General features: G+C 47.0%; 11 protein-coding genes and 1 pseudogene. 2 read left to right on the top strand and 10 right to left on the bottom strand.

The features are described 5' to 3' along the window. A partial coding sequence (locus tag BM099_RS18815; protein ID WP_177201232.1) for an orotidine 5'-phosphate decarboxylase / HUMPS family protein occupies window positions 1-156 on the top strand: 156 nt, incomplete at its 5' end. 97 nt (window positions 157-253) lie between these two features. Here the strand turns inward: BM099_RS18815 and BM099_RS20950 are convergent. From BM099_RS20950 to BM099_RS18765, 10 genes and pseudogenes are all read right to left on the bottom strand, one after another. Then, window positions 254-358 (bottom strand): PEP-CTERM sorting domain-containing protein, encoded by a 105-nt coding sequence (locus BM099_RS20950; RefSeq protein ID WP_415860138.1) that lies wholly within the window; start codon window positions 356-358, stop codon window positions 254-256. A 166-nt stretch (window positions 359-524) separates the two neighbouring features. After that, entirely contained in the window at window positions 525-827 is a 303-nt protein-coding gene (locus BM099_RS18805; RefSeq protein WP_090730579.1) for a type II toxin-antitoxin system RelE/ParE family toxin, read from the bottom strand. Further along, window positions 827-1,066 (bottom strand): type II toxin-antitoxin system ParD family antitoxin, encoded by a 240-nt coding sequence (locus BM099_RS18800; RefSeq protein ID WP_090730578.1) that lies wholly within the window; start codon window positions 1,064-1,066, stop codon window positions 827-829. Before BM099_RS18800 ends, BM099_RS18805 begins: the two co-directional genes overlap by 1 nt. A 150-nt stretch (window positions 1,067-1,216) precedes the next feature. Further along, window positions 1,217-2,164, bottom strand: a complete 948-nt coding sequence (locus BM099_RS18795; protein ID WP_090730576.1) for an ROK family protein — start codon at window positions 2,162-2,164, stop codon at window positions 1,217-1,219. A 160-nt stretch (window positions 2,165-2,324) separates the two neighbouring features. Continuing rightward, window positions 2,325-3,218, bottom strand: a complete 894-nt coding sequence (locus tag BM099_RS18790) for an AEC family transporter (protein WP_090730574.1) — start codon at window positions 3,216-3,218, stop codon at window positions 2,325-2,327. 59 nt (window positions 3,219-3,277) lie between these two features. After that, window positions 3,278-3,766: a universal stress protein gene (locus BM099_RS18785; RefSeq protein ID WP_090730572.1), complete on the bottom strand. Its 489-nt coding sequence runs from the start codon at window positions 3,764-3,766 to the stop codon at window positions 3,278-3,280. Window positions 3,767-3,814: 48 nt separating this feature from the next. Continuing rightward, window positions 3,815-6,721, bottom strand: a complete 2,907-nt coding sequence (locus BM099_RS18780) for an FAD-binding and (Fe-S)-binding domain-containing protein (RefSeq protein WP_090730580.1) — start codon at window positions 6,719-6,721, stop codon at window positions 3,815-3,817. A gap of 155 nt (window positions 6,722-6,876) precedes the next feature. Then, window positions 6,877-8,265: a TRAP transporter large permease gene (locus BM099_RS18775; RefSeq protein WP_090730570.1), complete on the bottom strand. Its 1,389-nt coding sequence runs from the start codon at window positions 8,263-8,265 to the stop codon at window positions 6,877-6,879. A 2-nt stretch (window positions 8,266-8,267) separates the two neighbouring features. Beyond that, the gene (locus BM099_RS18770; RefSeq protein WP_090730568.1) at window positions 8,268-8,792 is read right to left on the bottom strand and encodes a TRAP transporter small permease subunit; all 525 of its coding nucleotides are present in this window, start codon (window positions 8,790-8,792) and stop codon (window positions 8,268-8,270) included. 119 nt (window positions 8,793-8,911) lie between these two features. Beyond that, window positions 8,912-9,913 (bottom strand): annotated as a pseudogene (locus tag BM099_RS18765) (TRAP transporter substrate-binding protein). Window positions 9,914-10,356: 443 nt separating this feature from the next. On the opposite strand from BM099_RS18765, the gene pdhR reads away from it, so the two are divergent. Continuing rightward, the gene (gene pdhR / locus BM099_RS18760; protein WP_090730566.1) at window positions 10,357-11,115 is read left to right on the top strand and encodes a pyruvate dehydrogenase complex transcriptional repressor PdhR; all 759 of its coding nucleotides are present in this window, start codon (window positions 10,357-10,359) and stop codon (window positions 11,113-11,115) included. Window positions 11,116-11,173: the final 58 nt, after the last annotated feature.

The raw sequence follows: 11,173 nt of genomic DNA, 5'->3' as shown, positions 1-11,173 counted from the left end.
GTCGGTGATCAGCGCCGTATTATGACGCCTTCGCAGGCATTACAGGCGGGCAGTACCTATCTGGTGATTGGTCGTCCTATTACGCAGGCAAAAAATCCACTGGCTGCACTGGAAGCGATCGAGAAAGATATCGCCCTTTCTTTAAATTTCTCGTGAGTTTCGTATAAATTATGGGGACAGTTTACTTAACTAAGCCGGCTTTGAGGAATTAAGTAAACTGTCCCCGTATTCCTGATCAACGATGAATAAGACTTTATTTCTTCTTTCTGCGTAGTCTTGAGAGAGCAAGGCCAGTGATGCCTGCAACGAAGAGAAACATAGTCGCGGGCTCAGGGACAGTGCTACTAGCTTGCCTGATGACCTGACCACGGATCTCACCTCCTGGACTCAGGTCGGAATGGAGTTTCGGGGGAGTTTCGGGGACAGTTTACTTAATTCAGGGGCAGCCTACTTTTGGGAGTTTCAGGGGCAGTTTACTTAACCCAGCCAACTTTAAGGAATTAAGTAAACTGTCCCCTAATCCATCATGGGTTCCTGAAGTTTATCTCTACATCCATGCGCTTGTGTAAAATACGGATAACTTCGATTTTAGAATTATCGAGTATTCGGTAAAAAATCAGGTGACTGATATTTGGAAATTTACGGTAGCCTAATTTAATAAAATCACATTTGATCCCGACCTCAGGCGTATCTGAAATCAAATGGAAAGCTTCGTCAAATTGCTTCAAGTAAATTCCGCGCTGGCTTTTTCCCCACTTACGCTGTGTGCAAGTAGCGATAGATTTCAAATCAGCCTTGGCTTTATTGGTTAAAGTAAATGTCCCCATTAACCAAGTTCATCGTCAAGTTCATTCATCAGCGCTTCGTAGCTATATTCAGCCGTTCCGCTATTTTCGCCTTCTTCAAGTAGTTTGCGAAGTGTAGCTATTTTCTGCTCGTTATCTTCAAGCAGCCTCAGAGCAGCACGCACCACCTCGCTAGTGGAGGCGTATCTACCCTCTGTAATTTGCTTAGCAATAAAGCTATCAAAGTGCTCTCCAAGGGAAATACTTGTATTTTTAGGCATGGGATCACCTCTTATATACCAATAATTACCAAATATTGGTACAAAGCCAATATCAAGTCAATCAATGTCGTTCCATTGCTCCTGCCGCACTTCGTGCGCTGCTATTTATTTATCCCAGAGAATACTATGTCTGTTGCAGAAAATTTTAAACTACTCGGGCCATAACCAAGCGGCGCCGCGTGCGCCGCTTGAGTCACCATGTTGCGCTTTGCGTAGTGATGTTTTTACAGAGTCTGAGAAAACGTAGCGGCCCCACTGTTCAGGTACGTCGCTATAAAGGCGTTCGATATTAGATAATCCTCCCCCGAGCACGATGATATCCGGATCCAGTATATTGATCACTGAGGCTAGGCTTTTCGCCAGTCGATCAATATAGGTTCGACAAGTATCTTCTGATGCTACACACCCCGTTGCTGCTTTTTCCCAGACCTGTGCAAACGAAGAGATGTGTTGATCTTTGCTGCTTTCGATATGGCGTTGCAAAGCGCCGGGCCCGGAGATAAAGGTTTCAATACAGCCTTTTTGTCCACAATAGCAGACGGGACCAGGGTATTCTGTTTCAGTGGGCCAGGGCAGGGGATTGTGACCCCATTCACCGGTGATGCCGTTGCTGCCGCAAAGTACGTGTTGATTAACGACAAGGCCGCCGCCCACTCCCGTACCCAGAATTACGCCAAAGACAACATTGCCTGATTGCCCGGCACCATCAGTCGCTTCAGAAAGGGCAAAGCAGTTAGCATCATTTGCAATACGAACGGGACGAGCGAGTAGCGTTTCTAAATCGTGCTGCAGGGGCTTACCGATCAGGCAGGTTGAGTTGGCATTTTTAACTTTTTGGGTGTCGGCTGAAATAACACCAGGAATACCTATTCCTATACTGGCCGGCTCTTTTGCCGTAAGTTCAGGCTGCGCTCCTGCCTTAAATTCTGCCTTGAGACCTACCTTGAGTTCGGCGGCCTGAACCAGCTTGGTAATGGCTGCCAGTGTGGCGGGATAATCGCCTTGGGGTGTCGCAACACGTTTTCTGTAGATCACCGCGTTATTATCTAACGCAATGATCTCTATCTTCGTACCACCCAGATCTATTCCTAAACGCATGACAGGGCCTAAACTGTGGGAAAAGTCACAATGATGCTTTGGCACGAGCCGCAATTATGTTTTCAGGCAAGGCAAAAACACACGGAATAAGGGCGTTTATAACTTATAAATGACCGCTTGAGTACGTTTTTAACGCCGCCAGCAGACAAAAGAGCCAGCGTCACAGTACAAAGAACAATGTTACCGGGATAATGATCAGACTAGCGATATTGCCGAGTAATACAATCGAAGCGACCTGGTGCGGTTCTTGTTGATAACGTTCAGACACCATGTAATTAAGGACGGCAGGAGGGAGCGCGCCAAATAACACAAGGTAAGTAAACTGGATGGGTTCAAGCTGTAATAATGGTTGCAGCGCCAATGCGATAACTAATCCGCTGAGGGGACATAAAATAGCGCCCCAGAGGCCGATTTTCCAATGTGATAAATCAACGCTGGTCATCCGCACACCCAACGCAAAAAGCATTAACGGGATAGAGATCTGCCCGAGCATGTCGATAAAGGTTGCTGCAGCAGTGGGTACATGCAGATCAAAAGTACTCCAGACGAGCCCGGCAATAGTTGCCAGGATCATGGGCATTTTCAGCACATTAATCGGGTTGGTTTTATGATCAAGAATGTATAAACCAACCGTAAAGTGCAGCAGGTTCTCAACCAGAAAAAGCACAACCGCGGCCGGTAGCGCTTGTTCACCAAAAGCCAGCACCGCCAAGGGTAATCCCAGATTACCGCTGTTATTGAACATCATGGGCGGCAGGAACGTTTTAGGGCTCACCTTAAGCAGCTTACACAGTGGAAACAACAGCAAGCCAGAACCTAAGACGATAATGGCTGCACCCACGGCCAGCATTTGAAATTGTGGCAGATCAAATGATTTGGCAGACAGTACAGAAAAAATTAAAGCGGGGACAAACACATCAATATTGATCGTGTTGGCCGTCGACATATCGGTATGCCGTTTACGCGCATAAAAGTAGCCCACACTGACAATCGCCACAAGCGGAAATACCGTAAGAAAAATCCGTTCCAGTAATGCCAGTGTACTGCTATCCATAAAGACTACTATCCATATAGGCTACTTTCCATAAAGGCTGGTATTAAACAGCTGAGTAATTAATCGTATTTTTTGCCGGTGGGCACAATCACAACAGGCACAGTCGAATTTCTGGCAACTTGCTGAGTGGTGTGGCTATGACGGCCGAAGGTGTTTTCAGAGCCCATAATAATCAACTGTACGCCGCGCTTTTTCGCTTCATTCAGAATAGAGTCAGTGTGATTACCTTCAACGACGACATATTCAACATTCAGTTTGTCAGCTGCAGGCAGGTTATTTAACTCTTCTGCACAGAATTTTTCAATGCGAATATGCATCTCCTCATGTATCTCATTGATTCCTTCATCGTGTATTTTTTTCAACAGATCTTTCGGTACATAATTTTTGATCAGAGCAGTACCCATCTCACCAATAGGCTCAACAACATGCAGAATAACAATTTTTGCATTCAATGCAGTGGCAAGTTTTACGGCATGGCGAAAAACCGGACGCGTGTGGCTACCCAAAGAGGTAGTGTAAAGAATGGTATTGATTTCAGGTAAAGCCATGATGCTATCCTCACAACGGTATTTAGTTGAATATGTTTAGTTTACCGCTCAGCTTTTTTGAGTCTGAATGCGGTTATTTTCTTCAGTTGATGCTGTTTTACTCATGATTGGCTGAGTACAGCGATCAACCAGATAAATGATCGATTTATAATCAATCCCACTATGATGGCTTAAACCAATTTCGCAGGTGCGACTGGTCGAATAGCCTGCAGTACACTCATGTACAGCGCCTTTCAGCGTACGCAAAGCCGATGCATTTAACTCAGGGGTTGAAAAGCCTTTGTCGCCAGCAAAGCCACAGCAGGTTATCTGATCAGGAATAACAACCTGTGTCGAGCATGCAGACATAATGCGTTTGAGCTTGTCAGCTTGTCCCATGCGCGTTGCACTACAAGTGATGTGTAGCGCAACAGGCTCGGAAGTGGCAGTAAAAATCAAACGGTCTAACAGAAACTCGTCAATAAAATCGACGGTATCATAAAGTTTGATACGTGAGTCGAGTTTATCCTTTAGTAGTAAGCTGCAAGGGCTGGTGTCAGAATACACAGGAAGTGTTCCGTTTTCTGTGATCTCAAGCAGTACTTTTTCGATTTCAGCAGATTTAGAATCAGCCGCGGCAAACATTCCTTTAGATTGAAACGGCATACCGCAACAAAGGTTATCCATTGCTGCAGGATAGATCACCTCAAAACCCGCTTTACGTAACAGGGCTTCGGTTTTATCCGCCAGAGAAGTCTGATCTGAGTCGCCTCGCGCAGGGCCCATGGTTCGGCTGGCGCAGCTGGGCAGATAAACAACTTTCGGCGCAGCACTTGATCCAGTCGTAGCTAAAGCATTCGCGGCGTTAGCTGGCGCTTTTATTTTAGGTGCGCCGGTCGGCATAGAGGGCGTCCATTGCTGGATACGTCCGCCAGACAGCTTGCGTGCCGTACCGGTGATCGCCGTCATCGCTTGCGTGCCGATTAAACCGTGGGTCATATCCGCTGCCGCAAAGGTCACTCTACTGGCTTTTGCCAGTGTGCCGTAGTGGTCTGCCAGCCATTGCGCCAGTTTGGTGTGTTTCTCGTTGTTCTGACTACGGATAGAGCGTGTCAGGTCACCGGTGTTAATACCTACGGGGCAGGTTGTTGAGCATAAACCACAGGCGGCACAGGTTTCGGTGCCCTGATATTGATATTCTTTGCGCAGTTCGGCTAAGCGCTCAGGATCTGCTTTAGGGCCTGAGGCTTCGGCTTCAAGGCGTGCAATTTCACGCCAGATAACAATGCGTTGGCGAGGCGTCAGGGTTAAGTCGCGCGACGGGCAGGTGGGTTCACAGAAACCGCACTCAATGCACTTGTCGACCAGAGGATCAGCCGCCGGTAACGGTTTGAGGTTTTCCAGATGAACATGGCTGTTTCTGTTGAGTACAACGCCGGGATTCAGAATAGCATTCGGATCCAGCAGCTCTTTGAGTTCCCACATCAACTGATAAGCATCTTTACCCCATTCCAGTTCAACAAACGGCGCCATATTGCGGCCGGTACCATGCTCGGCTTTCAGTGAGCCATCGTACGTACCAACCACCATGTTAGCCACATCCTCCATCAGGCCATCGTAGCGATCAATCTCTTCCTGAGTATCAAATGCCTGAGTAAATACAAAGTGGAGATTGCCTTCCAGCGCATGGCCAAAAATCAGGGCTTCGTTGTAGTGCCATTTCTTAAAGAGCTGGTGGAGATCGTGTACCGCATCGGCAAGCTGTTCAACCGGAAAAGCGACATCTTCGATGATCACCGTCGTGCCGGTCAGGCGTATCGCACCAACAGCGGGGAACAGCCCTTTACGGATCGCCCAGTATTTGGCGTACTCTTCTGGCTTGGTCGTGAATTCGATCGGGCGGGTAGTCGTCAGGCCTGCCAATGAGGCTTTGATGGTTTCCACCTGAGTGGCGAGATCGGCAGGATCAGCCGCACGTGTCTCAACCAGCAGGGCAGCAGCATCCTCCCCAAGCTCACGCATAAAATCAGGCATGCCGGGTTTATCTTCCACCGAACGTAAACCGGCACGGTCCATCAACTCCACCGCAGATACTGGTGTTTTCTTCAGAATAGCGACGGCATCGCAGGTAGTGCGAACGCTGTTAAAGAAGATCAGAGCAGAGGCTTTATTCGGATGCTCATCAACGGTGCGGTAGGTGATCTCCGACATAAAGCCCAGCGTACCTTCAGATCCGATCATCAAATGCTGCAGCATGTCGATAGGATCGGTGTAATCCACCAGAGAGTTAAGCGCATAGCCGGTGGTATTTTTAAGGCGGTATTTATGCAGGATACGCTCGTGCAGCACCTTGTTAGCACGGGTTTGCTGGCCTAACGCATCCAGTGAATCGAGTAATGCTTTGTGAGACAGTTTGAACCGGTTTATAGAATGAAGATTACCGGTATCGAGTTGCGTGCCATCTGCCAGTATCAGCTTCATGCTTTTTAAGGTGCGGTAACTGTTCTGCGCCGTACCACAGCACATGCCACTGGCATTGTTAGCGGCAATACCGCCGATCATAGCCGCATTAATAGAGGCAGGATCCGGGCCGATTTTTTTATTAAAGGGTGCCAGATAACTATTCGCCTGGCCACCGATGACGCCCGGTTGTAAGCTGATCTGTGTGGCGTCTTTATTAATTTTATAGCCTTTCCAGCCGTCGCCTAACTGAATCAATACTGAGTCAGTAATCGCCTGGCCGGAGAGACTCGTTCCCGCTGCACGAAAGGTAACAGGAATCTGATGTTGGTTGGCTAAGGTAACAATCTTAGCAATATCATTTTCACTTTCAGCTCGCACCACAATCTGTGGAATCAGGCGATAAAAGCTCGCATCTGTGCCATACGCCAACGTACGAAGAGGATCGGTAATTAAGCGCTCTTCAGGAATAAATTGCTGAAGTGTGGCAAGAAAATCACGATGTGTCTGTTTCATATTATTCACGGGGCCACCTGCTGGAAGCTTGTTGATAGGGCGCTGATTGAGAGCAGCCTGCTCAGAAGGATGAGCGTCACTTAAAACTGAGCGCAGAACTGAATTTAAAAACCGTGGTATCAACTGGGATACCACGGGTAACGCAATGGCTTTGCTTATTTAGCGTAAGCGATGGCGGGTAGCCAAAGCACTAACTGCGGCCAGAAAACCAGAATGAATAGCGCGATTAGCTGCAGGCCGATAAAAGGAATGACACCTTTATAAATATCAGACAACTTCACATTCGGCGGGCAAACACCTTTCAGATAGAAGAGGGCAAAGCCAACCGGCGGTGTCAGGAAGGATGTCTGTAATGCCATCGCCACCAACATCACGAACCACACCAGCTCCGGGCTATCCACTACCCCGTAACCGTCGATATCTAATCCAAGTGCCGTGATAACCGGTGCTAGCAGCGGCAGGATAATCAAGGTGATCTCTATCCAGTCAAGGAAGAAGCCGAGGAGGAAAATTACAGCCAGTATAAAGAGGATAATACCGTAAGGGCCAAAAGGCAGACCGGTCAGGAATGACTCAATCAGCTCATCGCCGCCCAACTCACGCAATACCAGTGCAAAACAGGTCGCACCAATAAAGATAGCGAAAATGTAGGCTGTGGTGTTGAGCGTGCCGCCCATGACTTCTTTAAGTACCGGAAGGCTGAAACGACGGTTGTATAACGCTAGCAGTGTAGCGCCTAATGCACCCACGCCGGAGGCTTCTGTCGGAGTGGCAAAGCCAGCAAAGATAGAACCCAGCACGACAAAAATAAGGAATAAAGTAGGTAAGACCGCTTTCAGTACATTCAATACAACAGGCCAGGTAACCGCTTTAGCATCCTTAGGCACCGGTGCAGCGTTCGGCTTGATATAGGCATAAACAAGAATGTAAACAATATACATAGCGCCGAGCATCAAACCAGGGATAACCGCTCCCATAAACAGGTCACCAACCGACAGGCCTAACTGATCGGCCATGATAACCAGCATAATACTAGGTGGAATCAAAATACCCAAGGTACCGGCTGACGCAATCGTCCCCAGTGCTAACGGCATTGAGTAACCCTGTTTCGTCATCGATGGAAGAGACATGACTGCCAACAGTACAACGGACGCGCCAATAATCCCGGTAGAGGCCGCCAGAATAATACCGATCGCCGTTACGGTGACTGCAAGCCCACCGCGAACACGGCCAAACAGCTCTTGCATCGAGTGCATCAGTTCTTCAGCAACCCCGGATTTGTCCAGCATAATGCCCATGAAGATAAACATCGGCAGTGCGACCAGAATCCAGTTGTCCATAATCTTATACAGACGGTTTACCACCAGGCCCAGCGTGGTGTAATCCAGTCCGGTCATCGTATCCAGGTAAACATCGGCAAACTGGCCGATAAAAGCAAAAATAATCCCGACGCCGGCTAACACCCAGGCAACAGGTATACCGGTAAATAACAGAGCGATGAAAGATACGAACATCGCAATGACCATGATTTCATTGGCGTCCATCATTATTCTCCACGCATAAGTAAAACGGTGTCACGGTAAAGTCGAGAAAGCATAGCAAGACCCAATAAAGCAAAACTGACCGGAATAACCCCTTTTATAATCCAACGATAAGGCAGCCCGGAAGGGGATTGAGAGCCTTCATTGATGCGATATGCGTCATAAAAGAAATCGATACTGTGGAGGAACACAATCACAATAAACGGCATGACTAAAATAAGGATGCCAAGAATTTCAATGATATGTTTAGTGCGCGCCCGAAAGCGTGAATAAAAGAGATCCACGCGAATATGTGAGTTAGTGGTTTGCGCATAAGACAGGCCGATCATCACGCCTAGCGCATAGAGGTGCCATTGCAGCTCTTCAAATATAATTAAACCGCTTGAAAATCCTTTTCGAAGTACGACCTGCAAAATAATGACAAAAACCAGCAGGACGTAGCACCAGGCAACCGACATGCCGATGCGCTGGATAAAGCGATCGATCATATCGGCCAGAGGTACTGATGGGAGAGTATCGTTCTCAGTCACAGGAAGGTACCTACATCGATTATTATTGTATAAATGAAAGGCAGACAATAATTATTGTCTGCCTTAGCATAGCTTTTTGCTACATAACGCTGGTAAATCGCGTTAAGTTAAGCGAACTATTAACGGCTACGGGGTAGGAATGCGTTAGCTTCCCAAAGGTCGTAACCTTTACGGAATTCGCTCAAATCATCCCATACTTTCTTAAAGAACGCATCTTCAGCAGACTTTTCAGCAGCCACTTCAAGCCATTTGTCTTCAAAGGCTTTCAGCATAGTGTCATTCCAGTAACGGATCTCAACGCCGTTGGCTTTGGCTTCAGCCATAACCGGGAACTGCATTGCTTCACCTTCAGCAAATGAGTTGGTCATAGAGGCTTTACAGGTGCCGTCAACAATCGCCTGTTGGCCTTCAGACATCTTGTTCCATACGTCTTTGTTGATTAGCAATTCGAAAATCGTTGCTTGCTGATGCCAGCCAGGGAAATAGTTGTATTTCATGATCTTCTGGAAACCAAGACGCTGATCGATTGCAGGCTGAGAGAACTCAGAGGCATCGATTGCACCTTTCTCCAGCGCACCAAAGATTTCACCGCCAGGTAGCTGCGAGGTAGATACACCCATTTTTTCCATCACGGAAGCACCCAGACCGAAGAAACGCATGTTCAGGCCTTTAAGGTCTTCAGGTGTATTGATCTCTTTTTTGAACCAGCCAGATGTTTCTGGCGAAAGAATGGCGCAAGGAATAACTTTGACGTTGTAGCCATTGGTGTCATACATTTACTGATACAGCTTCAGGCCGTTTCCGTAATACAACCACGCCATGTATTCGCCTGCTTCAGGGCCAAAAGGCACAGCAGAGAAGAAACCGGAAGCCGGCATTTTACCCTGCCAGTAACCGGCAGTAGCATAGCCTGAGTTAACTTTACCAGAAGAAACAGCGCCTAGAATTTCCGGCGGAGCAACCAGCTTGCTTGGCTCGTAGATTTTCATCTTTATCGTGCCATCACTCACAAGATTCAATTGCTCAGAAACCCAAACAATCGGAGTGCCCAACGCAGGTAGATGAGAGCCGAAAGCAATTGGAGTTTTCAGTAATACTTTATCAGCTGCCTGAGCAGGCATCATCGCCGTTGCAGCAACACCTGCCAGAACAGCAGCAGAGATTACAGACTTGGTAAATTTTTTCATGTCTCATCCTCAATAACGATATTTATTTATTTTTTTTGTAGACCCGGTGCTAAATATACAACAGATTCATGGATATAACAGTGTTAGACAAACATCTTGTTAAATTGGTAATACCAATTTACCATAGTATAGGTTGCTACTGTATTTTTTTTGACCAGTACTTGTCAATCTTTTTGATAAATTAAATAGTGTTTGGTTTTATCGCGAATAAGCGCTAGTTTCATATTCAGTTAAGCCGACAGAGCGACAAGAATCAGCAGGGATAGAATAGGTATGGATAGCTATAAATAGGTATGACCAATTGCTGCAGGTGCGTAAAGCGACGCTGTTAGTCAGTAATTGGTAGCGGGTAAACCAATGGGTTGGAATCGTAGAGTATGGCGTATCAAAAGGTGAAACAGCCTAAAATATCAGATGTCATCGTAGAGCGAATGGAAGAGATGATACTGGAAGGAACCTTAAAGCCAGGGCAGAAACTGTTACCGGAAAGAGCTTTGTCGGCTCAATTTGAGGTGTCCAGGCCTTCATTGCGCGAAGCTATACAAAAACTTACGGCTAAAGGCTTATTGGTTAGCCGGCAGGGGGGAGGTACATATGTTTCTGAAGATCTGGGTGGATCCTTTATGGATCCTTTGCTCGAGCTCTTCAAAACGCATCCTGAAGCCCAATATGATTTGCTTGAGTTTCGGCATGCTCTGGAAGGCGTGACGGCCTATTACGCCGCGTTGCGCAGTACCGCCGCAGATAAAGAAGCAATCAGAAGCAGTTACGATGCTCTGCAGGTACATCACCAGAATAAAGATTTTCAAAAAGAAGTGGCAGCGGATGTGGATTTTCATCTCACCATTGCCGCCTCTACGCATAATATGGTGTTATTGCATATGATGAGGGCCTTGTTCAGTTTGTTAAGGCAGCACATTGGTGATAATTTGCAGAACATATATCCGAAGCCGGGATACCGGCAAAAAATTCATGATCAACATTTTAAACTGATGGAGGCGATTTTTTCGGGTGAGCCTGACCTCGCTCAAAAAGCAGCGCATGATCATTTGGCATATGTCGAAGAGTCATTGCTGGAACAAGGGCGTGAAAATACTCGGATAGAAAGGGCGATGCGGCGTTCAAAAAATGTATAAAAAGCCGCGCCATAAGACGTTAGTCTATAAATAGATTTCTGTATAAAAACTACAAAAA

The sequence above is a fragment of the Neptunomonas qingdaonensis genome, from assembly GCF_900113275.1.
GTDB lineage: Bacteria > Pseudomonadota > Gammaproteobacteria > Pseudomonadales > Balneatricaceae > Neptunomonas > Neptunomonas qingdaonensis.
This window is presented reverse-complemented; position numbering and strand designations above follow the sequence as displayed.

Coding starts and splice junctions, on each gene's coding strand:
- BM099_RS18795 (WP_090730576.1), bottom strand. CDS start 2,164: ATGCGTTTAGGAATAGATCTGGGTGGTACGAAGATAGAGATCATTGCG.
- BM099_RS18785 (WP_090730572.1), bottom strand. CDS start 3,766: ATGGCTTTACCTGAAATCAATACCATTCTTTACACTACCTCTTTGGGT.
- BM099_RS18780 (WP_090730580.1), bottom strand. CDS start 6,721: ATGAAACAGACACATCGTGATTTTCTTGCCACACTTCAGCAATTTATT.
- BM099_RS18805 (WP_090730579.1), bottom strand. CDS start 827: ATGGGGACATTTACTTTAACCAATAAAGCCAAGGCTGATTTGAAATCT.
- BM099_RS18775 (WP_090730570.1), bottom strand. CDS start 8,265: ATGGACGCCAATGAAATCATGGTCATTGCGATGTTCGTATCTTTCATC.
- BM099_RS18800 (WP_090730578.1), bottom strand. CDS start 1,066: ATGCCTAAAAATACAAGTATTTCCCTTGGAGAGCACTTTGATAGCTTT.
- BM099_RS18790 (WP_090730574.1), bottom strand. CDS start 3,218: ATGGATAGCAGTACACTGGCATTACTGGAACGGATTTTTCTTACGGTA.
- pdhR (WP_090730566.1), top strand. CDS start 10,357: ATGGCGTATCAAAAGGTGAAACAGCCTAAAATATCAGATGTCATCGTA.